The 22353-nt window shown below is 63.8% G+C and carries 34 protein-coding genes and 3 pseudogenes; 2 read left to right on the plus strand and 35 right to left on the minus strand.

Annotation, left to right across the window (positions count from 1 at the left end; genetic code table 11):
• Positions 1 to 140: 140 nt before the first annotated feature.
• The 11 genes and pseudogenes from KBY70_RS03625 to KBY70_RS03675 form a co-directional block, all read right to left on the minus strand.
• Positions 141 to 1283 carry a Fic family protein gene (locus tag KBY70_RS03625; protein ID WP_254987428.1) on the minus strand — a complete coding sequence of 381 codons (1143 nt, stop codon included), beginning with the start codon at positions 1281 to 1283 and terminating at the stop codon, positions 141 to 143.
• 82 nt (positions 1284 to 1365) lie between these two features.
• The gene (locus tag KBY70_RS03630) at positions 1366 to 1623 is read right to left on the minus strand and encodes a helix-turn-helix domain-containing protein (protein ID WP_254987429.1); all 258 of its coding nucleotides are present in this window, start codon (positions 1621 to 1623) and stop codon (positions 1366 to 1368) included.
• Positions 1616 to 1906: a BrnT family toxin gene (locus KBY70_RS03635; protein ID WP_254987430.1), complete on the minus strand. Its 291-nt coding sequence runs from the start codon at positions 1904 to 1906 to the stop codon at positions 1616 to 1618. The genes KBY70_RS03630 and KBY70_RS03635 overlap by 8 nt, the downstream gene beginning before the upstream one ends.
• Before the next feature lie 32 nt (positions 1907 to 1938).
• Positions 1939 to 3051 (minus strand): Gfo/Idh/MocA family protein, encoded by a 1113-nt coding sequence (locus KBY70_RS03640; RefSeq protein ID WP_254987431.1) that lies wholly within the window; start codon positions 3049 to 3051, stop codon positions 1939 to 1941.
• A gap of 9 nt (positions 3052 to 3060) precedes the next feature.
• Positions 3061 to 4224 (minus strand): DegT/DnrJ/EryC1/StrS family aminotransferase, encoded by a 1164-nt coding sequence (locus KBY70_RS03645; protein WP_254987432.1) that lies wholly within the window; start codon positions 4222 to 4224, stop codon positions 3061 to 3063.
• The gene (locus KBY70_RS03650; protein WP_254987433.1) at positions 4224 to 4823 is read right to left on the minus strand and encodes an acyltransferase; all 600 of its coding nucleotides are present in this window, start codon (positions 4821 to 4823) and stop codon (positions 4224 to 4226) included. The genes KBY70_RS03645 and KBY70_RS03650 overlap by 1 nt, the downstream gene beginning before the upstream one ends.
• Before the next feature lie 61 nt (positions 4824 to 4884).
• Positions 4885 to 6297, minus strand: a complete 1413-nt coding sequence (locus tag KBY70_RS03655; RefSeq protein WP_254987434.1) for a nucleotide sugar dehydrogenase — start codon at positions 6295 to 6297, stop codon at positions 4885 to 4887.
• Between the two features lie 56 nt (positions 6298 to 6353).
• On the minus strand, positions 6354 to 6575 hold the full coding sequence (locus KBY70_RS03660) for a hypothetical protein (protein WP_254987435.1): 222 nt from the start codon (positions 6573 to 6575) through the stop codon (positions 6354 to 6356).
• On the minus strand, positions 6572 to 6805 hold the full coding sequence (locus KBY70_RS03665) for a hypothetical protein (protein ID WP_254987436.1): 234 nt from the start codon (positions 6803 to 6805) through the stop codon (positions 6572 to 6574). Before KBY70_RS03665 ends, KBY70_RS03660 begins: the two co-directional genes overlap by 4 nt.
• A 111-nt stretch (positions 6806 to 6916) precedes the next feature.
• Positions 6917 to 7939, minus strand: a complete 1023-nt coding sequence (locus KBY70_RS03670) for an NAD-dependent epimerase (RefSeq protein ID WP_409996015.1) — start codon at positions 7937 to 7939, stop codon at positions 6917 to 6919.
• Between the two features lie 37 nt (positions 7940 to 7976).
• Positions 7977 to 8944: pseudogene (locus KBY70_RS03675) on the minus strand (GDP-L-fucose synthase family protein).
• A 63-nt stretch (positions 8945 to 9007) separates the two neighbouring features.
• On the opposite strand from KBY70_RS03675, the gene KBY70_RS03680 reads away from it, so the two are divergent.
• Together KBY70_RS03680 and KBY70_RS03685 are read left to right on the plus strand one after the other, a co-directional pair.
• Complete coding sequence (locus KBY70_RS03680) at positions 9008 to 9262, plus strand: type II toxin-antitoxin system Phd/YefM family antitoxin (RefSeq protein ID WP_254987437.1); 255 nt, start codon at positions 9008 to 9010, stop codon at positions 9260 to 9262.
• Positions 9263 to 9273: 11 nt separating this feature from the next.
• Entirely contained in the window at positions 9274 to 9663 is a 390-nt protein-coding gene (locus KBY70_RS03685) for a type II toxin-antitoxin system VapC family toxin (RefSeq protein WP_254987438.1), read from the plus strand.
• A 98-nt stretch (positions 9664 to 9761) separates the two neighbouring features.
• Here the strand turns inward: KBY70_RS03685 and KBY70_RS03690 are convergent, their stop codons facing one another.
• The 24 genes and pseudogenes from KBY70_RS03690 to KBY70_RS03800 form a co-directional block, all read right to left on the minus strand.
• Entirely contained in the window at positions 9762 to 10052 is a 291-nt protein-coding gene (locus KBY70_RS03690; RefSeq protein WP_254987439.1) for a DUF4351 domain-containing protein, read from the minus strand.
• Positions 10046 to 10687: an Rpn family recombination-promoting nuclease/putative transposase gene (locus KBY70_RS03695; protein ID WP_254987440.1), complete on the minus strand. Its 642-nt coding sequence runs from the start codon at positions 10685 to 10687 to the stop codon at positions 10046 to 10048. Before KBY70_RS03695 ends, KBY70_RS03690 begins: the two co-directional genes overlap by 7 nt.
• Before the next feature lie 298 nt (positions 10688 to 10985).
• Positions 10986 to 11318 carry a DUF4351 domain-containing protein gene (locus KBY70_RS03700; protein ID WP_315859689.1) on the minus strand — a complete coding sequence of 111 codons (333 nt, stop codon included), beginning with the start codon at positions 11316 to 11318 and terminating at the stop codon, positions 10986 to 10988.
• Between the two features lie 156 nt (positions 11319 to 11474).
• A pseudogene (locus KBY70_RS03705) lies at positions 11475 to 11925 on the minus strand (DUF2887 domain-containing protein); the annotation flags it as partial.
• 94 nt (positions 11926 to 12019) lie between these two features.
• Positions 12020 to 12259 carry a hypothetical protein gene (locus tag KBY70_RS03710; protein WP_094559799.1) on the minus strand — a complete coding sequence of 80 codons (240 nt, stop codon included), beginning with the start codon at positions 12257 to 12259 and terminating at the stop codon, positions 12020 to 12022.
• Positions 12256 to 12519 carry a DUF4258 domain-containing protein gene (locus tag KBY70_RS03715; RefSeq protein ID WP_094559798.1) on the minus strand — a complete coding sequence of 88 codons (264 nt, stop codon included), beginning with the start codon at positions 12517 to 12519 and terminating at the stop codon, positions 12256 to 12258. Before KBY70_RS03715 ends, KBY70_RS03710 begins: the two co-directional genes overlap by 4 nt.
• A gap of 6 nt (positions 12520 to 12525) precedes the next feature.
• Positions 12526 to 12771 carry a type II toxin-antitoxin system HicB family antitoxin gene (locus tag KBY70_RS03720; protein ID WP_254987441.1) on the minus strand — a complete coding sequence of 82 codons (246 nt, stop codon included), beginning with the start codon at positions 12769 to 12771 and terminating at the stop codon, positions 12526 to 12528.
• A gap of 273 nt (positions 12772 to 13044) precedes the next feature.
• The gene (locus KBY70_RS03725; protein WP_315859683.1) at positions 13045 to 14406 is read right to left on the minus strand and encodes a nucleotide sugar dehydrogenase; all 1362 of its coding nucleotides are present in this window, start codon (positions 14404 to 14406) and stop codon (positions 13045 to 13047) included.
• Positions 14396 to 15418: an NAD-dependent epimerase gene (locus tag KBY70_RS03730; RefSeq protein ID WP_254987443.1), complete on the minus strand. Its 1023-nt coding sequence runs from the start codon at positions 15416 to 15418 to the stop codon at positions 14396 to 14398. The genes KBY70_RS03725 and KBY70_RS03730 overlap by 11 nt, the downstream gene beginning before the upstream one ends.
• Before the next feature lie 503 nt (positions 15419 to 15921).
• Positions 15922 to 16095 carry a DUF4351 domain-containing protein gene (locus KBY70_RS03735; protein WP_254987444.1) on the minus strand — a complete coding sequence of 58 codons (174 nt, stop codon included), beginning with the start codon at positions 16093 to 16095 and terminating at the stop codon, positions 15922 to 15924.
• A 10-nt stretch (positions 16096 to 16105) separates the two neighbouring features.
• Positions 16106 to 16267 (minus strand): hypothetical protein, encoded by a 162-nt coding sequence (locus KBY70_RS03740; protein WP_254987445.1) that lies wholly within the window; start codon positions 16265 to 16267, stop codon positions 16106 to 16108.
• Between the two features lie 580 nt (positions 16268 to 16847).
• Positions 16848 to 16985 (minus strand): hypothetical protein, encoded by a 138-nt coding sequence (locus KBY70_RS03745; protein WP_254987446.1) that lies wholly within the window; start codon positions 16983 to 16985, stop codon positions 16848 to 16850.
• 189 nt (positions 16986 to 17174) lie between these two features.
• Positions 17175 to 17423, minus strand: a complete 249-nt coding sequence (locus tag KBY70_RS03750) for a type II toxin-antitoxin system RelE family toxin (RefSeq protein WP_254987447.1) — start codon at positions 17421 to 17423, stop codon at positions 17175 to 17177.
• Positions 17414 to 17623, minus strand: a pseudogene (locus tag KBY70_RS14520) (CopG family transcriptional regulator); the annotation flags it as partial. The gene KBY70_RS03750 and the pseudogene KBY70_RS14520, both read right to left, overlap by 10 nt.
• 396 nt (positions 17624 to 18019) lie before the next feature.
• Complete coding sequence (locus KBY70_RS03755; RefSeq protein ID WP_254987448.1) at positions 18020 to 18499, minus strand: type II toxin-antitoxin system VapC family toxin; 480 nt, start codon at positions 18497 to 18499, stop codon at positions 18020 to 18022.
• Between the two features lie 4 nt (positions 18500 to 18503).
• Complete coding sequence (locus KBY70_RS03760; RefSeq protein ID WP_254993383.1) at positions 18504 to 18734, minus strand: FitA-like ribbon-helix-helix domain-containing protein; 231 nt, start codon at positions 18732 to 18734, stop codon at positions 18504 to 18506.
• A gap of 223 nt (positions 18735 to 18957) precedes the next feature.
• On the minus strand, positions 18958 to 19212 hold the full coding sequence (locus KBY70_RS03765; RefSeq protein WP_254987449.1) for a type II toxin-antitoxin system RelE family toxin: 255 nt from the start codon (positions 19210 to 19212) through the stop codon (positions 18958 to 18960).
• On the minus strand, positions 19190 to 19411 hold the full coding sequence (locus KBY70_RS03770) for a ribbon-helix-helix protein, CopG family (protein WP_254987450.1): 222 nt from the start codon (positions 19409 to 19411) through the stop codon (positions 19190 to 19192). Before KBY70_RS03770 ends, KBY70_RS03765 begins: the two co-directional genes overlap by 23 nt.
• 421 nt (positions 19412 to 19832) lie before the next feature.
• On the minus strand, positions 19833 to 20243 hold the full coding sequence (locus tag KBY70_RS03775; RefSeq protein WP_254987451.1) for a type II toxin-antitoxin system VapC family toxin: 411 nt from the start codon (positions 20241 to 20243) through the stop codon (positions 19833 to 19835).
• Positions 20240 to 20521: a hypothetical protein gene (locus KBY70_RS03780; RefSeq protein ID WP_254987452.1), complete on the minus strand. Its 282-nt coding sequence runs from the start codon at positions 20519 to 20521 to the stop codon at positions 20240 to 20242. The genes KBY70_RS03775 and KBY70_RS03780 overlap by 4 nt, the downstream gene beginning before the upstream one ends.
• Positions 20522 to 20706: 185 nt before the next feature.
• Complete coding sequence (locus KBY70_RS03785) at positions 20707 to 20865, minus strand: hypothetical protein (RefSeq protein WP_254987453.1); 159 nt, start codon at positions 20863 to 20865, stop codon at positions 20707 to 20709.
• On the minus strand, positions 20855 to 21082 hold the full coding sequence (locus KBY70_RS03790; protein WP_254987454.1) for a type II toxin-antitoxin system VapC family toxin: 228 nt from the start codon (positions 21080 to 21082) through the stop codon (positions 20855 to 20857). Before KBY70_RS03790 ends, KBY70_RS03785 begins: the two co-directional genes overlap by 11 nt.
• Positions 21082 to 21342 (minus strand): type II toxin-antitoxin system Phd/YefM family antitoxin, encoded by a 261-nt coding sequence (locus KBY70_RS03795; RefSeq protein ID WP_254987455.1) that lies wholly within the window; start codon positions 21340 to 21342, stop codon positions 21082 to 21084. The genes KBY70_RS03790 and KBY70_RS03795 overlap by 1 nt, the downstream gene beginning before the upstream one ends.
• A gap of 119 nt (positions 21343 to 21461) precedes the next feature.
• Positions 21462 to 22343, minus strand: coding sequence for a GDP-L-fucose synthase family protein (locus KBY70_RS03800; RefSeq protein ID WP_254987605.1), 882 nt, complete (start codon positions 22341 to 22343; stop codon positions 21462 to 21464).
• Between the last annotated feature and the right edge of the window lie 10 nt (positions 22344 to 22353).

The following is a 22353-nucleotide window of genomic DNA, read 5'->3' on the forward strand; positions in this document are numbered from 1 at the left end:
GATCACCTCCCAAGGCTTGCTCGGCACGGGCCAGGGCTCGCCTGGTTGCCGGAACAGCCTCGGCCAGGGGCTCTGCGGCAAGCAAAGGTTTGTTCATGAAGCAACCCTAGCCCAACAAACCTTGGTTCGGTGCTCCGGCCTCAGGTGTCAGAGACGGGATGCCAAAGGGCACCACGCCCCTTGCCCCGCAACTCCATTCGCCCGTCCTGGGCCAGCTGGTGCAGCACCTGGCGGATCAGCTCACGGCTGATGCCAGGGCATTCATGCTCAATCTGGCTCACGGCAAAGGGCAGCAGTTGCCGCAGGCACACCTGGCGCACCAGCTCACGCTTCTCAGCCCTTGGAATGCTCTGCCCGTCAGGCTGTCGCAGAGCTGCCAGCGCATCGATGTGCTGCTCGAATTCGCGATACCCCCGCAGCAACACACCCCAGAAATAACGGCACCACGGCAAGGGATCATGCTGCTGGATGTGCCATCCCTGAGATGCAGCCTCGAGACTGTCGTAATAGCCCTCTCGGGCTTCTTCCACCAACCGCTCCAGGCTGATGTAGCGCCCAAGCACCCAGTCCGTGCGGTAGAGCAGCAACAGCGTGACCAGGCGTCCCACCCGCCCGTTGCCATCTCGAAACGGATGGATGCACAGGAAATCCAACAGAGCCAGGGGAATCCACAGCAATTCATCGCTGCCCTGTCGATCCAGGGCAGACCGGATGTCCGCCATCAGCACGCCCATCGCTTCTGGCACCGCGACCGCATCCAGGCAGCGAAAGCGCACGCGCAACACTCGGCCGCTCGCGTCGCGTTCCTGAATTTCATTGTTGGCGCTCTTCCAGACGCCGCCGCGACCCGTCGAGAAACTGAAGACGCGCTGATGCAGCTGCAACAGCAGGCGCGGCTCCATCGGCATGGCCGCCGCACTCTCATGGATCAGAGCCAGCGCATCGCGGTAGCCAGCCACCTCCTGCTCGGAGCGATTGTGCATCGCCGCCCCCTTGAGCACCAGCCCCTCCACCCGAGCACGGGGTACATCGATACCCTCCAGGCGATTTGAACTTTCACTGCTCTCCACCAGGGCTGCCGTGCGCAGCGCGTCCAGAGCTTCTGGACGGCGGCGCAGAAACAGATCCTGCCGCCCCTTGTGATTTGCAAGGGCTGCCAGCATCGCCCCATCGGCGGCGGTAAGCCGCAGACGATCCAATGTGGCCTCAAATCCTGGGTAGATCCCCGGGTGATCCTGCGCTTGCTCATCCTCAGGGATCGCCAATGCCAAGCCAATCGCCAACGAAGCCAAGAATGCCAACGAAACAGCTCGTTGGCAATTAAGCGGTAGGCCCCGATCAGCAGCTCCAGGCTGCGCAAGCTAATTACGACGCGGCAAACAGCCGCTTCAGCCGCTGTTGATGAGCCATCGAAGGCATCACGCGCCCCCGGCGCCAGCGCCTGACAGAGGCGGGGCTCACCTCCAGGCGAGCGGCCAGAGCCGTCAGGCTTCCCGCTTCCAGCTCGAGAGCGTCCTCCACCAGATCAGCGATCTCTTGGCGCTCGATCTCGGCATCGGTGGTGCGGTCGATTCGCTCCCAATCGGCCTGCGGCGTTACGGCTTGCCAATTTCCATCAGTCATCAGACGCATCAGCTCGCCGCTGTCTGTGCGCCTGTATCTCGCGAGAGTTTGCTCGTCGTGCCGAAATGATCCTGATGCGCCCTTGCCGCTCGGTGTAGACGACAACAAAGAGCGTCTTCTGGATCTGCCCGTAGAGACGAACGCGATCTTCACCGTAGGGGAACCGGTGATCTGGCTCCCTGAAGGCCTCGGGGTCAGCGAAGGCCTCCGACGCGAACCCGAAGTCGAAACCGCGCTCTTGGAGGGTTCGTTGGCTTTTGTTGTCATCCCACTCAAACTCCAAGGGTGGTCAAGGGAGCGGCCCGCGAGGGCGGCTCAGTATTCCAGCGGCAAATGCACCGTACGACCATCCCGCGCTGAGCGGTAGGCACCGATCAGCAGCTCCAGGCTGCGCAGGCCTTCGCGGCCATCGCACAGGGCCTCGGCCTTGCCCTGCAGGGCGTCGAGCACGTTGGCGTAATACGGCGGATGGCCAAAGCCATACACGCTGGTGGTCTCATAGCTGGCCTGCTCCACCAGGGCATCGTCGGGGATCTGGTCGGCGAAGGCCCAGTGCTCGATCTGGTTCACCGCCGGCCCGCCGATCTTCACGGTGCCGGTTTCGCCCAGCAGGGTGATCGAACCTTCCAGGTTCTTCGGGTAGGTGAGCATCGTCACCGCCATCGTGCCCAGAGCGCCATTGCGCCAGCGCAGCTGCAGGGCCGCCGTGTCTTCCACCTCAATGGCGCGGCCCATCGTGGCAATCGAAGCACTCACGCTCTCCACAGGTCCCACTAGCCAATCCAGCAGGTCCACATAGTGGCTGGCCTGGTTCATCAGCGCCCCACCATCAAACTCCCAGGTTCCGCGCCAGCTGTCCTGGTCGTAGTAGCTCTGCGGCCGCTGCCAGAACACATTCACCGCCACCATCGCCAGTTGCCCGAAGCGCCCGGACTGCAGCTGACGCTTCACCAGCTGCAACGTGCTGTTGAAGCGGTTCTGCTTCACCACAAACAGCCGCACCCCCGCTTCATCACAGGCCTTCACCATCGCCACGCCATCGGCCCAGCGGGTGGCCATCGGCTTTTCGGTGCACACGTGCAGGCCCGCCTCAGCTGCCGCAATCACCTGGCCCGGATGGAGGCCGCTGGGGGTAGCCAGCACCACCAGATCCACGGGGGTGGTGCCTGCCTGAGCCGCTGCCAGAAGTTCGCTGTAGGAGGAGTACTGGGCCGGACTGGTGGAAGCGCCAGGGTGCTCCTGGGCGGCGTCAGCCACGAGCTGTTGTGCGTGCTCCAGCCGCTCGGGTTGGGTGTCGCAGAGGGCGGTGAGCTCTGCCCGCTCGCGATGGCGAGCGACCGCGTTGATGTGATTGCGGCTGATCCGTCCGCAGCCAACAAGGGCGATACGGATGCGGCGGTCGGTAATTGGGGGGATGGGGTGGAGCATCAATGAGACTCAGTTCAGGGAAAGATGGGCAGCGAATGAGCCCACAGTCTTGGCCAAGGCATTAGCGATCAACTCCTGTTCCGCCTCATTCAGGTAAGGGTGCATCGGCAGGCTCAGCACCCGCTCGCTCGCCGCCTGGCCCACCGGGCAGCTGCAGCACTGCTCGCAGCGCTTGGCGCAGCTGCCGCAGCCGGCTAGGGCCGGCTGTTGGCAGAGAAGGGTGGGGTAGTGCACCGCGGTGGGGATGCCCTGCTCTTTGAGGGCGGCCTGCACAGCCGGCCGGTTGTCCACTTGAATCGTGAACTGGGCGTAAACGCTGGTGTTGCCAGGGGAGAGCTGGGGTGTGCTCCCGATGCCGGCCACCTGAAGCCTCTGGCTCAGGGCGGCGCCAATGCGGCTTCGGGCTTCCACCTCGGCCTCAAAAAGCTCCAGCTTGGCCAGCATGATCGCCGCGTGCAGCGTGTCGATCCGGCCATTGATCCCAACCTCGGTATGGAAGTAGCGCCGGCTCTGGCCATGGCGTGAGATCCGCCGCATCCGCTCCGCCAGCTCCCCATCACCCGTGAAGCAGGCGCCGCCATCGCCATAGCCGCCCAGCGGCTTGGAGGGGAAAAAGCTGGTGGTGCCGATCGTGCTGAGGCCGCCGCTTCGCTGCCCATGCTGGCTGGCGCCGAAGCTCTGGGCGCCGTCTTCAATCACAGGCAGGTTGTGGCGGCCGGCGATGGCATTAATCGCATCGAAATCTGCCGGCTGGCCGTAGAGGCTCACCGGCAGAATTGCCCGGGTGAGCGGCGTGATGGCCGCCTCGAGCAGGTTGGGATCCAGGTTGTAAGTGGCTGGATCGATGTCCACATACACCGGCACCGCCCCCAGCAAAACGATGGTTTCAGCTGTGGCGATGAACGAAAATGGCGTTGTGATCACCTCGTCGCCCGCTTGCACTCCCAGGGCCATCAGGGCGATCAGCAGCGCATCAGTGCCGCTCGCCACCGCCACACAGTGCTCCACACCCACGTAGGCCGCCAGGCGTTGCTCCAGCTCAACCACCTCTGGGCCAAGGATGTACTGGCCGTGGTCAAGCACTGCTGCGATTCGCGCGTCGATCGCCTGGCGCAACGTGCGGCCATCGGCGAGCCGCTGCTGCTGCTGGGCGGCGAGATCAATGAACTGCATCAGGCTGGCTGCGCCGGGGTGTAAACGACTTGATCTCCAGCAAGGGCGTAGTGATCGCCGCTATGGGGGCAAGTCCACTGGCCAGACCCCTCCAGGGGCAGCTCAACCCGGTCGCCATGAGCACTCATCCAGCCCACCTGCCGGGCCGGTACGCCCACCATCAGGGCAAACGGCTTCACGTTGCGATTCACCACCGCACCCGCACCGATGAAGGCAAAGCGGCCAACGCGAGTGCCGCACACAATCGTGCAGTTGGCCCCCAGCGTGGCGCCCTGCTCCACCAACGTGTCGCGGTATTCATCCTTGCGGCTCACGGCCGAGCGCGGGTTGTACACATTGGTAAACACCATGCTCGGTCCGCAGAACACGTCGTCTTCCAGGGTCACGTTGTCGTACACCGACACGTTGTTCTGGATCTTCACGTTGTTGCCGATTCGCACCCGGTTGCCCAAAAACACGTTCTGCCCAAAGGAGCAGCGCTCACCGATCACAGCGCCGGAGCAGATGTGCACCCAGTGCCACACGCGGCTGCCGGCACCAATCGTGCCGCCTTCATCCACGATTGCCGTGGGGTGAATGGTGGCGGAGGGGTGAATCATGATTGGGCAACGGATGGAGCAGATCGTTCCGTGAGCTGATGCTGGAGGTGGGATTGTGACCTCACAGCCGCAAAGCCCCCAGCTCCCGAGGCACGATGCCTTTGAGGTCGAGCAGCACGCCGCTGGGCTCCAGCAGCTGCCGCCATTGCGCCGCACTTTGGGCGGCAAACTCCCGGTGGGCCACCGCCGCCACCACGGCGCTCCAGCGGCGGCCCGTGGGGATCTCGCCCAGCACCGTGAGGCCATACTCCCGTTCGGCCTCAGCCGGATCCACCCACGGATCCACCAGCACCGGCTCCATGCCGTAGCGCCGCAGCGCCTCGAGCACATCCACCACCCGCGTGTTGCGCAGGTCCGGGCAGTTCTCCTTGAAGCTCAGCCCGAGCACCAGCACCTTCGCGCCGGCGATCACCTGGCCGCGCCGCGCCATCTCCAGCACTAGCTGCTCCACCAGCCAGCGGCCCATGCCGTCGTTGATGCGCCGCCCGGCCAGCACCACCTGCGGGTGATAGCCCAGCTGCTCAGCCTTGTGGGTGAGGTAATAGGGGTCCACGCCGATGCAGTGGCCGCCCACCAACCCAGGCCGGAAGGGCAGGAAGTTCCACTTCGTGCCCGCCGCCTCCAGCACATCGAGCGTGTCGATGCCCATCTCGCGGAAGATGATCGCCAGTTCATTCACCAGGGCGATGTTCAGATCGCGCTGGGTGTTTTCGATCACCTTGGCCGCCTCCGCCACCCGGATGCTCGCCGCTTGGTGGGTGCCGGCGCTGATGATCGAGCCGTAGAAGCCATCCACCCAGACCGCCGCCTCTGGCGTGCTGCCGCTGGTCACCTTGGTGATCGTGGTGAGCTTGTGCTCCGTGTCGCCCGGATTGATGCGCTCGGGGCTGTAGCCGCACACAAAGCCCTCGCCCGGCTTCGCTGCGTTGAAGCGCAGGCCTGATGTGCGCTCCAGGATCGGCACGCATACCTCTTCTGTAGCGCCCGGATACACCGTGCTCTCGTAAATCACCAGGGGTGTGCTGGGAGGCTGGCCGTTGCCCCGCTGGCGCTCGGCGCGCAGCTTCAGGGCCTGGCCCACGCTGGCGCTGGCCTTCTCCAGCGGCGTGAGATCCGGCCGCTTGGCGCTGTCGATCGGCGTGGGCACCGTCACCACAAACACATCCGCCGCCGCCAGCGCAGCCGGATCCGCCGTGAACTCCAGCAGCGCCGCCGCCTGCAGCTCCGGCGGGCTGGTTTCTTGGGTGCGGTCGTGGCCGCCGCGCAGCTCCACCAGCCGCTGGCCGTTGATGTCGAAGCCGATCACCCGCCGCTTCAAGGGGGTGCCCGTGCGTGCGCACGGCGCCGGCGTGGCGAAGGCCACCGCCAGCGGCAGGCCCACGTAGCCCAGGCCGATCACCGCCACCGTGCAGGTGGCTAGGGATGGCAGGGGAGCGCTGGCCTGGGCTGGGCTGGGCTGGGTGGTATTGGTCATAAAAAAAGCCCCCGGCGCGGGCCGGGGGCTGGGGGTGGGTGCGGGAGGAGCGTGTGTCAGAGGGCTGATGAGCCTCCATCGGCGTCCGTCAGCCGGGTCACTGCTCCAGAGGAGCGGTTGAGGGCCAGTTCCAGCACAGTCTCCAGGCGAATCACGCGGCCATTGAGGTCATCGAGGCGGCGTTGCTGCTCCTTCATCAACCCAGCAATCTCCTCCACCTTGTCGTTCATGCGGATCACGGTGGTGAGCGCCGTGAGAATCCGATCGGTGACACTCATGATCCGGCGTTCAAGGCAGCGCGAACCTCGGCAATGGCTTGATCGAGCGTCTGTTCGGCGCGACGCGTACTCCACTCCAATTGCTTCAGGGCCACCTCCAGAGCCTCCTCCTCATCACGCTGGGTGCTCCGCTTCACATAGGACGCGCCGGCTTCGCGGAAAAACTGCCCGAGAGACAGGCCAAGGCTGCTGGCACGGTCGGCGTAAGCAGCTTTCTCCGTGGGCGTCATCAACACGGCGACCCGTTCTGTCGCTCGTTCAACGTCCTGTCGTGTCATCACCATGTCCTGTGCATGATCAGCACATACTAAGACCGTTACCACGGGGCCAAGCGAGGCTGCTCACACCCCATAAAACTGCCGGTACCAGGCCACAAACCGCGCGACACCCTCCTGCACGGGGGTGTTGGGCTTGAAGCCGGTCCAAGCCTCAAGGGCTGAGGTGTCGGCCGCCGTGGCGGGCACATCGCCGGGCTGCATCGGCAGCAGCTGCTTGGTGGCGGTGACGCCCAGCGCCTGCTCCACCGCCTCGATGTAGGCCATCAGCGGCGTGGGGTTGGAATTGCCGATGTTGAACACCCGATGCGGCGCCCAGCTGGTGGCCGGATCCGGGGCGGCGGGATCAAAGCCTGTATCGGGCGCGGCGGGTTTATCGAGCAGCCGCACCAAGCTCTCGATGATGTCGTCGATGTAAGTGAAATCGCGCACCATCTGGCCGTTGTTAAACACCTGGATCGGCTTCCCGGCCAGCAGCGCCTTGGTGAACAGAAACAGCGCCATATCAGGCCGCCCCCACGGCCCGTACACCGTGAAAAAGCGCAGGCCGGTAGACGGCAGGCCGTAGAGGTGGCTGTAGGTGTGGGCCATCAACTCGTTGGCCTTCTTGCTGGCCGCATAGAGGCTCACCGGGTGATCCACTCCCTGGTGCTCTGAGAAGGGCAGGTTGGTGTTGCCGCCATACACCGAGCTGCTGCTGGCATACACCAAATGCTCCACACCGTGGTGGCGGCAGCCCTCCAGGATGTGGCCAAAGCCCACCAGGTTGCTCTGGATGTAAGCCGCTGGATTCTCGATCGAATAGCGCACACCCGCCTGGGCGGCCAGGTTCACCACCTTCTGGGGCTTGTGCTGCTGGAAGGCGGCCTCCACGGCATCACGATCTTCCAGATCGGCTTCGATCAACTGGAAAGGGGTGCCGGCTGCTGAGGCTGCGGCCTCCAACTGGGCGATGCGCGCTCGCTTCAGGGAGGGGTCGTAGTAGGGGTTGACATTGTCAAAGCCCACTACATGCGTTCCCTGCTCCAGTAGCCGGCAGCTTAAGTGAAACCCGATGAAGCCGGCGGCGCCAGTTACGAGAACGGTCATGTGCAGCAGGGGGAGAAAAACGTCAAATCAAGACTGATCAAAGGCGCACCAGATGCTGCGCCAGCTCCCAGCGAAACAGCGCCACCGTGCTCGCCAAGCCTTCTGCTAGCGGAATGCGGGCGCGCCATCCGAGGCTTGCCAGGCGGCTCACGTCCAACTGCTTCTTGGGGGTGCCGTCGGGTTTGCTTGGATCCCAGAGGATCGTGCCTTGGTAGCCCGTAGCGGTAGCCACCGCTTCCGCCAACTCGCGGATGCTCAGATGTACGCCGGTGCCCACATTCAGATAGGTGAGCTCGCCGGCCGTGGGGCTCCACTGCTCCAGGGCAAACACGCAGGCCTCGCCCAGATCATCCAAATGCAGAAACTCCCGCAGGGGGGTGCCGCTGCCCCAGCAGGTCACGCTGGCGTCGCCACGCTCAGCCGCTTCGTGGAAACGGCGGATCAGGGCCGGCAGCACGTGGCTGTTGGTGGGGTGGTAGTTGTCTCCCGGCCCATAGAGATTGGTGGGCAACTGCTGCGCAGAAGGCTTCGCCTACAGGCTGATCGCATCAAAGCCGTGCTGCCGGTGATCTTGGCGATCGCGTACCACTCATTCGTGTGCTCCAGGGGCCCGGTGAGCAGCGCTTCCTCGCGGATCGGCTGCTCGGCAAACTTGGGGTAAATGCAGCTGCTGCCCAGAAACAGCAGGCGCCGCACGCCTGAGCGCCAGGCCGTTTCGATCACGTTGGTCTGGATCTTGAGGTTACAGAGCAGGAAATCAGCGGGGTAGGTGGTGTTGGCCTGGATGCCGCCCACCTTGGCCGCCGCCAGCACCACCACCGTGGGCTGGTGCTCGGCAAACCAGCGCTGCACTGCCGGGCCGTCTTCCAGATCCAGCTCGGCGCGGCTGGCCGTGAGCAGGTTGCTGTAACCCGAGCGCTGCAGCGCAAGGCAAATAGCGCTGCCCGCCATGCCGCGGTGGCCCGCCACGAAGATGCGGTCGGCGGGGGTGATCAGGCAATCCATCAGCCGATGCCTCCTGCTTGGTCCACAAGTGGACTAAGTTGGTTGCCGATGGATCCGCACCCCATGGCTGAACGTGTTGTGAATGTGCATGAGGCCAAAACCCACTTTTCACGCCTAATCGATGCCGCCCACGCCGGCGAAACGATCCTTGTGGCCAAAGGAGGCAAGCCCTGGGCGCGCTTGGTGCCTCTCGAGCAGCCTCGCCCGCGCCGCCAGGCCGGAGACCTGGCTGGCAGCATCACGCTGCCAGCACCGGAGCTGCTGCTGGAATCTCTCCCGGAGGAGGAGCTTGCTGCCTTGGAGCAGCCTCTGTTCTGACCATGCCCGTGATGACGCAGCTGTTGCTCGACACCCATGCTCTCCTGTGGTGGCTGGCTGAGCCGGATCGTCTCTCGCCTGCCGCATACGCCGCCATCAGCGATCCCGCCAATGCGGTCGATGTGAGCGCCGTCTCCGGTTGGGAGATCGCCACCAAGGTGCGCCTGGGCAAGCTGCCAGCGGCCAGGGAATTGCTCGATGAACTGCCCGGGTTGCTTGCAGCCCAAGGGGTTCAGCTGTTGCCGATCACCCCGCAACAGGGCCTCCATTCTGACAGCTACCCGATGCCCCACCGCGACCTTTTTGATCGTCTGCTGGCCGCCCAAGCTGAGCTGGCCAGGCTCACCCTGATGACCGTGAATCCAGCGCTTCAGGCGTTCCCCTGCAGGCTTCTCTGGTAGCGGCATCAGCCCTTGTCTCCAGCGGCGGCCACGGCCGATGGATTGGTGGTGGCATTGGCGTCGCTAGAGCGCTCAAAAACAGCCTTAGAGGTTCTGCTTCAGCCGTTGGCGGCCAGCCAGGCGGATAGGTCGGTCGGGCCCTGGAAGTCGAGCAGGGCGTCAGCCAGGGCCTCGAGTTGCTCCAGGGGCAGGGCCTGGATCTGGGCGGTGGTGGTTTCGCTCAAGGGTCCGCAGCGGCGGTTTAGTTGACGAAGGGTCATCTTGGCGGCTTCCTGGGCTTTACCCTCCTGAAGGCCTTCCTGCAGGCCTTCCTGGCGGCCCTCGGCAAGCCAGTCCTGCGCCGCCCTGGTGTGGCGGATTTCTTCGCGGGGAATGCCGGCAATCACCATGATTTCTGCCCTCTGGATGAGACAGCCGTGGTGAGCTGGGGGAACCTTTGCACCAGCATAGGCAGCACAACCGTGTCTAGATCAGGCCGACTGGCCAGGATCTGCTGACTGGTGGCTGCCAGCTCGCTTTCAGGCCGCACCGGCAGGGTGAGCAGATTCAGAAGCGGATCGAGCTGGGGCCGGCAGCTGAGCTCCTCCAGGTTGAGCCACATCACCTGTTGCTCCAGGAACAATCGCAGCGCCTGGCTTGGGCCGAGGTTAAGGCGGCTATGGGGCGTGATCACCAGCACGGCCCAGTGCTCCACTTGGGGCTGCTGCTGCAGAAAGCGGTAGGTCTGCGCCGCCAGGCGGTGGTGGAAGCCCGGATCGGGGTGCATCTGCACCTCCAAGAGCACTACCGGGAACTCCGGACTGCCAGTTTCGGCGCAGCCCGTGCTTGGGCGCGGCCACAAAACCCCATCGAGGCGGTGGCTCAGCTCTTTGATTTCAAGAGCTTCAAAACGGTAGAGCCGATCGCCAGGAGCACCTGGGTCGAGGCCCAGCGCGGTGACCGTGGCATCCGAACCAGGCAGGAGGGCACGGATCAGGTCGGGGGCGCTCTGGAAGACCCGGTAGTACCAGCGGTCGGTATTCACTGTCTGCGGGCGCTTGTTGGCGAAAGGTAGCCGCAGGTTGGAGGAGGGGCTGCAGCCCGTGAGAGGGCTGGTGGGTTTGGGGCCTCGTTAGCGGCAGGCGGCTGAGTGGTTTGTTCGGGCTGGGGTGCCTAGTGGCTCAGGGGGAAGCCTCGTCTGATCAGCCAGCCGCCCGTTCAGCAAAAGGTTCTGCAGCCGGATCGGCGCCGCCAGCGCCGCCGCCCCGCAGGTTGCAAAAACCGTGGCGTGAGCGATTCGGTACAGGCTGTACAGAATCCTGAACAGCTGATCAAGGCACCCTTCAGCGGTTGGCGGCCAGCCAGGCCGATAGGTCGGCTGGCCCCTGGAAGTCGAGCAGGGCGTCGGCCAATGATTCCAGCTGCTCCAGCGGCAGCGCCTGGATCTGGGCGGTGGTGGCTTCCGAGAGGGGGCCGCAGCGGCGCTTGAGGAGGCGGAGGGTCATTTTGGCGGCTTCACTGGCCTTTCCCTCCTGCAGGCCCTCCTGCAGGCCCTCCTGGCGGCCCTCGGCCAGCCAGTCCTGCGCCGCCCTGGTGTGGCGCAGCTCTTCCATGGGAATGCCCGCGATCACCATGATCTCCTCGTTACTGAGTTGGGGAAGCCGTTGCATCAGCATAGCCAGCACAACCTTGTCAAGATCAGGCCGGCTGGCAAGGATCTCCCTGCTGCTGCTCGGAAGCTCGCTTTCTGGGCGGATTGGCAGCGTGAGCAGGTTCAGGAAAACCTGAAGGGCCTGGGTGGGGCCGAGCTTGAGACGGTTGTGCGGCGTGATCACCAGCACGGCCCAGTGCTCCACCCGGGGGGGGTGCTGCAGAAAGCGGTAGGTCTGCGCCGCCAGGCGGTGGTTAAAGCCTGGATCGGGGTGCATTTGCACCTCCAGCAGCACTACTGGGCCAAAGCACGCCGTCGAGGCGGTGGCTCAGCTCCTTGAGCTCAAGGGCCTTAAATCGGTAGAGGCTGTCGCCGGGAGCTGAGGGATCGAGGCTCAGCGTGTTGGCGGCGCCGGCCGAGCCCGGCAGCAGCGCGCGGATCAGGTCGGGGGCGCTCTGGAAGACGCGGTAATACCAGCGGTCGGTATTCAAGGTTGCGAGCGCTGGCTGGCGAAAAGTTAGCCGCGGCTTGGGGGTGGGGCTGCAGCCCGTGAGGGGGCTTGTTGCGTGTGGAGCCTCGTTGGCGGGTGGCGACTGAGCAGTTCGTTCGGGCGAGGGATCCTGGCGGCTCAAGGGGAAGCCCCTCCAAGAGGCTTACGGATTGAGGAGCTGGGGCCTCAGGCGTTGGCGGCTAGCCAGGTGGCCAGGTCGGCTCTGCCCTGGACGGTCAGTGGCCAAGGCCCACAGGAAGTTGCTGCTTGATCGGTTCTGCCAGCAGGCGGCCCAGGGCTCCTGGATCGATGATGTCGAGGCAGAGCAAGGTAGGACCGATGAATTCCATAGTGTATCCGTCTCCCTCCACCACCAGATCGGGGATGCCCTGGAGGGTTGGATGGCGAAACAGGATCGCGCCGGTGTCTGCATCCACCGACTGGCGCATGCTCCGCAGCTGATCCGGCAGGGTCAACGGTTCAGAAACAGCCATCGGCCTCCGGCCCGGCGGGCCTCCACGGTGCGTTGGTCGGTTGGATACACCGTAATCACCCTGGCGTCATCCGGAGTGAGCACGGCCACCCAGGGACGATCCAGAAATTCGAACACCCGTGCCCGGCTGCCGCCCCGGTTGAGATCGAGAAAGGTCTCACCGCTTGCAAGGGCGTCTTGCACAAGCTCGGGGTTGACGCCATACAGCGCGCATTTATCGAGGGCGTGTTGGCTGAACTGCATGGGAGATCAGCCAGTCGGCATCCTTCCAAGAATTTGGTTGCAGGCTGTCTTCCCTGTTGCCTCCAGGGTTAACTCGATCGCCTCACGCACACGCTCCATCAGCTCGTCGAGGGATCGTGCCTGGGTGTGGCAGCCCGGCAGGCTCGGCAGCGTGGCCACGAAAAAACCTTCCGCGTCGCGCTCCACCACCACATCGAACTGACCCGTCATGACCAGTGCTGGCGATGCATTCAGGTTAGGGCTGCAGCTCATGCGGAGCTTGTTCGGGCTGGGGCGCCGGGTGCTCCGGGGGAAGCCTCCTTTGATCCGCTTACGGATTTCAGGGATGGAGCCACCCGATAGGGCGTGATGGGTGCGGCGTGAGGCCGTGGGCTGGGCCAGTAAGTACGCAAGCAGCACGTTGGTATCGAGCACAGCCCGAACTGGAAACAGGCTCATGGGCGGCGCGCCCAGGCCACAGCTTCGGCCCTTGGGCTGGAAATTGAACTGGATTCTGTACAGCCTGTACGGAATCGAAGAGGGGCTTCAGATGCGTAGCGCCCCCAGCTCCCGCGGCACAATGCCCTTGAGGTCGAGCAGCACGCCACCGGGGGCCAGCAGCTGGCGCCACTGCTCACTGGAGATGGTGGCGAACTGCTGATGCGCCACCGCCAGCACCACGGCGTTGAAGGTTGCGTTGGCGGGGATTGCGGCGCTCACGGTCAGGCCATGGTCCCGCTGGGCCTCTTCGGGGTCCACGCAGGGATCCACCACCTCAGGCTCCATGGCGTAGCGCTGCAGGGCCTGCAGCACATCCACCACCCGGGTGTTGCGCAGATCCGGGCAGTTTTCTTTGAAGCTCAGCCCCAGCACCAACACCCGGGCGCCGGCAATCACCGCCCCGCGGCGGGCCAGCTCCAGCACCAGTTGCTCCACCACCCAGCGGCCCATGCCGTCGTTGATGCGCCGGCCCGCCAGCACCACCTGGGGGTGGTAGCCCAGCTGCTCGGCCTTGTGGGTGAGGTAGTAAGGATCCACACCAATGCAATGCCCGCCCACCAGCCCCGGCCGGAAGGGCAGGAAGTTCCACTTGGTGCCGGCCGCCTCCAGCACATCCAGCGTGTCGATCTCCATCTGGCGGAAGATGATCGCCAGCTCGTTCACCAGGGCGATGTTCAGATCGCGCTGGGTGTTTTCGATCACCTTGGCCGCTTCCGCCACCTGGATGCTGGCTGCCAGGTGGGTGCCGGCAGCAATGATCGAGCCATACAAGCCATCCACCCACGCCGCAGCCGCCGGGGTGCTGCCGCTGGTCACCTTGGTAATCGTGGTGAGCTTGTGCTCCGTGTCGCCTGGGTTGATGCGCTCCGGGCTGTAGCCGCAAGCAAAGTGCTGGTTGAACACCAGGCCCGATTCGCGCTCCAGAATCGGGACGCACACTTCCTCAGTGACGCCGGGATACACCGTGCTCTCGTAGATCACCACCGGCGTGCTGGCCGAGCGGCGCTGCTTCAGGGCACGGCCCACGGTGGCGCTGGCCTTCTCCAAGAGCGTGAGATCGGGGCGCTTGGCCGAATCAATCGGCGTCGGCACCGTTACCACAAACACATCGGCAGCAGCGAGGTGAGTTGGATCGCTTGTGAATTCCAACAGCTGCGCCGCCCCCAACTCCTCAGGGCTGGCTTCGTTGGTGCGGTCGTGGCCTAAGCGCAGCTCCTCGAGACGCTGGCCATTGATGTCGAAACCGATCACCCGCCGCTTCAAAGGGGCGCCCGTGCGTGCGCAGCTCCCAGGGGTGGCGAAAGCGGCCGCCAGCGGCAAGCCCACATAGCCAAGACCGATTAAAGCTACGGTGCAGGTATGAAGGGGAGGTAATTGATTACTCATTTTATCTGTCTCAAACTCCATAAAACTCCCGATACCAGGTCACAAATTGGGCTACACCCTGGCGCACAGGGGTATTGGGCTTGAAGCCCACCCAGGCTTCCAGGGCAGAGGTGTCGGCCGCGGTGGCGGGCACATCGCCGGGTTGCATCGGCAAAAACTCCTTCTCAGCCGTCACCCCTAGGGCCTGCTCCACCGCTTCGATGTAATCCATCAATGGAGTGGGATTGGAATTGCCGATATTGAACACCCGATGGGGCGCCCAGCTGGTGACTGGATCGGGCTGGGCCGAGTTGAAAGCCGGATCAGGCGCCGCCGGCTTATCGAGCAGGCGCACCAGGCTCTCGATGATGTCGTCTACGTAGGTGAAATCGCGCACCATCTGGCCGTTGTTGAAAACCTGGATCGGCTCGCCAGCCAGCATCGCTCGCGTGAACAGGAACAGCGCCATATCAGGCCGGCCCCAAGGGCCATACACCGTGAAGAAGCGCAAGCCCGTGGCCGGCAGCCCGTAGAGGTGGCTGTAGGTGTGGGCCATCAGCTCGTTGGCCTTCTTGCTGGCCGCATATAGGCTCACTGGGTGATCTACGCCCTGATGCTCTGAAAACGGCAGGTTGGTGTTGCCGCCATAAACGCTGCTGCTGGAGGCATACACCAGGTGCTCGATGCCGTGGTGGCGGCAGCCCTCGAGGATGTGGCCAAAGCCCACCAGGTTGCTCTGGATGTAAGCCGCCGGATTTTCGATCGAATAGCGCACCCCCGCCTGGGCCGCCAGGTTCACCACCTTGCTGGGCTTGTGGGTTTGGAAGGCCGCCTCCACCGCGGCGCGATCTTCCAGGTCGGCCTCAATCAACTGGAAGCTGGTGCCAGTGCGGGCGGCGGTGGCCTGCAACTGGGCTATTCGCGCCCGCTTAAGGGAGGGGTCGTAGTAAGGATTGACGTTGTCGAACCCCAGCACCGGCGTGCCCCGCTCCAGCAGCCGGCTGCTGAGGTGAAAGCCGATGAAGCCGGCGGCGCCGGTCACTAAAACGGTCATAAGCGAAGCCGCGACGGGCGGAACCAAGCGATGGGGAGCTAACTAACTGGAGGCTGTACAGCTGTACAGATTTCTGCACAGTTGCAAATTAGAGGTGGGGAATTAGGCGCAGGTTGGCCATCAGGGCGCACGGCAAGCAGCGGCCAGCCTTTAGGAATCTGATGTCAGAACCTGTACAGAACCTGGGCGCTGGGTTGAAGCGATCCGCCGCGGCTGAGGGAGGTGTTCGGGCTTAGATCCCCGCGGCTCAGGGGGAAGCTCCCCCTGGAGACACTGATGAATTTTGGGGGTGGAGACACCCGATGTGGAGTGGCTTAAGCCGTGATTTCACGGATGCCAGAGGTGTGGCTGCCGTGGTGGTCTGAAGCCATGGGGATCGCAAACCCCAGGCAGGGTTTCGGTGGCTGGAAAGCCAAGCGACGAACTGGCGCCAGGCACCCTGGAACAGCATCGAGAAGCAGTCGGGAGTGGAGCTGCCATGAACATCACTTACGCCGTTGTGATCAAACAGGCTGGGGCCCCTGGGGTGCGGCGTTGGCGGCCAGCCAAGAGGCCAGGTTGGCCTGGCCCTGGAAGTCGAGCGGGGCCTCTAGCTGCTCCAGCGGCAGGGCCTGAATCTGGGCGGTGGTGGCTTCTGAGAGGGGGCCGCAGCGGCGGTTGAGGAGGCGGAGGGTCATGGCAGCAGCCTCATCGCGCCGGCGTGAGCATGGGATCCAAAGAGGGCTGCTGGCTCAGCTCCTGCAGATTGATCCAGTCCACTTGCTGGTTCAGGAAAACCTGAAGGGCCTGGGTGGGGCTGAGGTTGAGGCGGTTATGCGGCGTGATCACCAGCACGGCCCAGTGCTCCACCTGCGGGTGCTGTGCAGAAAGCGGTAGGTCTGCGCAGCCAGCCGGTGGTGGAAGCCGGGATCGGGGTGCATCTGCACCTCAAGCAGCACCACCGGGCCAAAGCACGCCGTCGAGCCGGGCTCAGCTCTTTTATTTCAAGAGCTCAGAGCCGCAAGGCTTCTGCGTAGGCGAAGCCTTCTCGAAGAGATGCAGTAGCGGTAGAGACGATCGCCGAGTGCTGTCGGGTCAAGTCCCAGTGCGGTGGCGGTGGCGGTGGCGGATGAGCCGGGCAGCAGTGAGCGGATCAGGTCGGGGGAGCTCTGGAAGACCCGGTAGTACCAGCGGTCGGTGTTCACGCGGGGTAGGGCTGCAGTCCGTGCGGGAGCTGGTGGCTCACGGGGAAGCCATGACAACTTGGGCACCTCCCTGAATCTGTACATCTTGAATTTGTACAGCTGTACAGACTCCTGCACAGTTGCAAATCAGGTATGGCGGGCCGGGTGTAGCGAATAGATAGTCGGGAGATGGAATGGTCGTTGCCCTCAAATTTTTTCCAGTACCCGCATGCGGCCCTTGGGGGTGGGGGTCAGGAAAGAAACGTTCAGGGGAGCACCCGTGCAGCCAGCTGCTGCAGGCGCTGATCGGCGGTGACCAGCACGGCTGCTTCGCGGCGGGCCAGGGCCAGATAGAGGCAGTCGTAGAAGGGGTGATCCAGATGGAAGGCCAACGCCTGCGCCACTCCAGGCGCCTCCTCTAAGCCGAGGCATCGAGCACAACGCTGGCCATCTCAGCGGGATCGGTCCTGACGGATCAGCTCATCAGGCGCCGGATCGAAGCCCTGCCGGCGTCGCTCGCGGGGATCGCCATCGGATCATTGCCCCGACTGGCTACATTTCACATGCATTCCGCAACCAGGATCGCAGGAGGCTCAGCGATAGACCTCACGGCGATGGCCGACACGCACCACCAGGATCACCAGTGCACTGCGCTGCCATTCGTACACCACGCGGTAGTGACCCACTCGCAGACGCCGCAATCCCTCGAATTCACCCTTGAGGGCTGAGCCAGCGGCTGGGGTGTCGCAGAGGAGGTCGATCGCCTCAACCACCCGCACCCGATCGACCTTTAGGAGCGCGGCGAGTGCCTTGGCGGCTGAGGGGCTGTTACTCAGCGACAAGCATCCGCAGCGAGCAGCGCATCGCGCACCTCAGCCCAGTTGAGCACAGGGTCGGCAGGATCCTTCAGGGCTGCGACCCCGCAGCGCAGATCCTCAATGTCGTCGAGGTAATACTCGATCGCTTGGCGAATGATGTCGGCACGGCAGCGGTTGAGCTGCTGGGCGGCAGCATCGAGCTCAACGCCAAGAGTGTCGGGGAGGCGTGCCGTGACTTAGATCATGGGAAACCCCGCAAAATCACGGTGATGTCAGTGACATTATTTTAGGGCTGCGGCAGAACCGCTTGCTCACGTTGTCGACTTTGACCAGTACGTCGCTCATCTCAGGCACTCATCCGTTCGATCAGGATCGGCATCGCTAGCTGGCCGGCGAGCCAGGCGGGGGTGCCCGTCCGGGAGGAGCTTGGCGGCTCAAGGGGAAGCCAACCGCCATGAGAATTTGGGGACCTCCTCGAATTTGTACATCTAGAATCTGTACAGACTCCTGCACAATTGCGAATTAGGCCTTCAGGAAAGCGGCGAGCGCTAGCTGGCGAAAAGGTAGCCGGAGGGCCGCAAAGCGCTCAGGGGATTGAGATTGACGATACCGAGCTTCTGCTACACCAGCTCAGCATCCGCGAGACAACCAAGGGAAGCAGCTGCCTTGGCCAATTGTTTATCTGCGGTGATTAAAAGTGCGTCATGTTTAAGCGCCAGGGCAAGGAAACTAGCGTCATACACACTTAGCGAGAGGGCCATAGCCTGCTCAAGCGCTGCTACAGCCAGTTCGCTGGCGCTGGTGGGCCGAAGCGGCAGCAGCAGCAGATCCGCAAGGAGAGCACGGCATTCATCCAAGCTGAGCAGTTGTCGCTGCACCTGTTTCAACAGCACAGAAGCGCACTCAAGCAGGCAGAGATCGGGAATCAACAGCAAGGCATCGCCACTGCACCCCCGTTGCATGGCGAGCTCCAATGAGGGGGGCAATGGACCATCGGCCAGATAAAACCTCAGCAGGGCAGAGGTATCCAGCACAAAAGCGTCGGGTTGGATCTGTGCTGAGGCTGTCCGTGCTGATGCGGTCCGTGCTGATGCCGTCATCGCTTCAGCGGCTGCGGTCGGCCTGAATGTCGGCAGCTAGATCTGGGAAATGGCGCCCGGCCAGCAGCGAACGCCATCGCCGGGCCCGCTCCACCCCACCCACCTGGGCGTAGCGCACCTCCCGTTCAATGAGGAGCCGCACCTGCTCCTGCATGCTGCGGTGGTTGCTGGTGGCGAGCTGCCGCAGGCCCTCATAGGTCTGATCCGACAACCCTCGCAAGCTGAGTGATGGCATTTTACTTCGCTCCAGCTGATCTCATTATGCCATCGCCCACGGTCCACGCCTGCAGCCCACCGCCCAGTCGGTCTGGGCAAACGCCTGCCATTCGGTGAGCAGCAGCAGTGGTTCGGCAGCAGGGGATCGGGCGTTTGCCGGCGGTTGGCGGCTCAGGGGGAAGCGCCTACGACGTGCTTAGGAATTTTGGGGTTGGAGACAGCTGATGTGGTGTGAGGGCTGGTCAGCGATAGACCTCGCGGCGATGGCCGATGCGCACCACCAGGATCACCAGGTCGTTGCGCTGCCATTCGTAGACCACGCGGTAGTGACCCACACGCAAGCGCCGCAATCCTTCGAATTCACCCTTGAGGGCAGAGCCTGCGGCTGGGGTGTCGCAGAGCAGGTCGATGGCTGCGACGAGTCGCGTTCGATCAGCCTTTGGTAGAGCGGCCAGCGCCTTGGCCGCGGAGCGCTTAATCCGCAGCGAGCAGCGCATCTCGCACCTCAGCCCAGTCGAGTACAGGGTCGGCAGGGTCCTTCAGGGCTGCCACCCCGCAGCGCAGATCCTCAATGTCGTCGAGGTAATACTCAATCGCCTGGCGAATGATGTCGGCCCGGCAGCGCTTGAGCTGTTGGGCCGCTGCATCGAGCTCGGCGCCGAGGGCATCGGGGAGCCTGGCCGTGACTTGGACCATGGAAGTCACCGCGAGATCGCGCAAATGTCAATGACATTATCGTAGGGCTGAAGCCCATGAGGAACTGGTTGGCTTCGAGGCGTCGCCTGCGCCAGGCGGCTGCGTGGCTCGTTCGGGCTGGGGCGCCTGGCGGCTTAGGGGGCTGTTGAAAAGGTCACCCTTCGCCCAGATCGGCCATGCTTGGTCTCTATCCCCATCCCGGCGTAGCGTCAGCGGCTCTCTTGACTGAAATCGGCCTTGGGTGGGACCGTCGAAATCGAGATCGAGCCCGGAGCGCTCAACCGAACCAGGCTGAAGACAGCGGCTGAGTTGCTGCGGCGCAGCCTGGAAGGCTGCCCTGAGGGTGTCATCAATGTTTAGCTGCGTCTTGATCCTGTACAGCCTGTACGGAATCGAAGAGGGCCAACCGATGGGAATCGGTTCAGCGAATCAGCCGCAGCTGCAAAGCGCTGATCTTTTCAAAGTCGGCGTCTCCAGTGAGCATCACGGTGCCGGTTCCAAGCTGCATGCAGCAGGCCGCCTGCAAGGCATCCGGTGTGCGCAGCCGATGGCTTGCTCTCAGTTGGGTCGCCAGCTTCACCACCGGGGCCGTGAGCTCAACCCACACCAGATCGGGCTGCGCGAAAAAGGCATCGAAGCGATCCAGGCTGGCCTGATCGCCTCTCCGTAAGGGGCCCACGCGACACTCCAAAACGCTGAGCCGACTGATGGAGATTTCCAGTGCTGGGACCAGTTCCGCAAGCCGCTGGAGCTCTTGCCGGGCCGCCTGGGCCCAGGCGGCGTCGCCATCCACCAGATAGATGAGCGCGCTGGCATCAAGAAAGGCGATCACCAGTCGCGCTCAGCAGCCAGCTCGGCATCGATGGCGGCTTTGCCGCGTGGGCTCTCGCTCGGCGGCACGCTAAGCAGCCATTGCAAGGCCGACGGATCGGGTGCTGGTGCCCGCGAGGCCCGCAGTTGCAACTGCCGGTAGTGCTGCTCGCTGAGCACCACAGCCGCGGCTTGGTTGCGCTTGATCAGATGCACGGGCCCGTGTTGCAGGGCTTGCTCGATCGCCACAATGCCTCGCCGCTTGAGTTCAGCAGAGGTGAGCACATTGCGTTCTTCCATCTCACCCATCCAATGGGACGCTCATCTTAGTACTAAAAACAGTACGGCGAGGGGGCGGTGTGCGCTTGGTGGCTCAGGTGGACAAGATGCTCAACCTCGTCTTGATTCTGTACAGCCTGTACGGAATCGAAGAGGGGCATTCAGGCCGAAGTCGCGGGAGTCATTGGAGACCAAGGTTTGCGGGCTCAGGCTTGGTGAAGTGACACGTCGTAACTACGCCACTGCAAATCAGACGACACCGCCATCAACCCCTCCACGCGGGCCTGGGCCATTAAAAGACGATCAAAGGGATCGGCATGGACCAGCGGCAACCGGGCGGTTTCGATCACGTGCTCATCCAGCACGGGAAGGATCGAAGCACCCGCGGCGCAGCTCTGATCGCGAAAAATCAGCTGACGCCACCGGCAGCTTGCCGAGCCGATGCTTAATGGCCACCTCCCAGATGCTGGCGACCGATACCAAGCAAGCGGTGGAAGCCATCAATTTACGGGTTTCGGGACCCAGGCGAGGATCATCAACGAGCCACCAGATCATGATCTGGGTATCGAGAAGCAGTCGCATCAATCGGCAACGGTGCTGCCGAAGAGCCGCGCTGCTTCCTGATCCACAGCATCGCTGAACGCTGCGTCCAGCAAGTGTGGAGTGAGGGCCGGCGAGGCAGCTGCCATGGCACCAGGCTGCTTCAGCCCAGGAGCAGCAACGCAGGCAACCAACTTCACCTGGGCTTTGCCATGGCTGGCAATGATCACCTCTTCACCAGCCAGGGCTGCCTTTACCAATCGCGAGAGCTGGCTCTTGGCCTCCAGCATGTTGACCTGCATGGCCGCCGTTGCGGTGATCCTTAGCCAACTTAGCCAGGATTGCAGGTGCTTGGTGGAGCGGCGGCGCTGAGCATCGTTCGGAAGGTCCCGGGTCAGAGCCGCACCAGCTGCTGCGTCAGCTACTGGCGGAACAGGGCCACCGTGCTGGCGAGGCCATCGGCCAGGGGGATCCGGGCCCGCCAGCCGAGGGCAGCCAGGCGGCTCACGTTGAGCTGTTTTTTGGGGGTGCCGTCGGGCTTGCTGCTGTCCCAGAGGATCTCGCCCTGAAAGCCCGTGGCGGCGGCCACCGCCTCCGCCAGCTCGCGGATGCTCAGGTCTAGGCCGGTGCCCACATTGAGAAACTGCAGCTCCTCCGGTGCCGGTTGCCAACGCTCCAGGGCAAACACGCAGGCCTCGCCCAGATCATCCACGTGCAGGAATTCCCGCAGCGGCGTGCCCGTGCCCCAGCAGGTGACGCTGGGGGCCTGAGCTTCGGCGGCCTCATGGAAGCGGCGGATCAACGCCGGCAGCACGTGGCTGTTGGTGGGGTGGTAGTTGTCGCCTGGGCCATACAGGTTGGTGGGCATCAGGCTGATCGCATCAAAGCCGTGCTGACGGCGCAGCGCCTCGCACAGCTTGATGCCGGTGATTTTGGCGATCGCATACCACGCATTGGTGGACTCCATCTCGCCCGTGAGCAGGGCCTCCTCCCGGATCGGCTGCTCCGCAAACTTCGGGTAGACGCAGCTGCTACCCAGAAACAGCAGCCGCCGCACCCCGGCGCGCCAGACCGTTTCGATCACGTGGGTCTGGATCTTGAGGTTGTCCAGCAGAAAGTCGGCCGGGTAGGTGGAATTCGCCTGGATGCCACCCACCTTCGCCGCCGCCAGCACCACCACCGTGGGGTTGTTGGCCGCAAACCAGCGCTCCACCGCCGCGCCATCCAGCAGATCAAGCTCGGTGCGGCTGGCGGTGAGGATCTGATCGGCAGGGGTGATCAGCGGGGGGGCATCAGCGGTCATGGGCGGCTCC

This window comes from Cyanobium sp. ATX 6E8, from assembly GCF_024346335.1.
GTDB lineage: Bacteria > Cyanobacteriota > Cyanobacteriia > PCC-6307 > Cyanobiaceae > Cyanobium_A.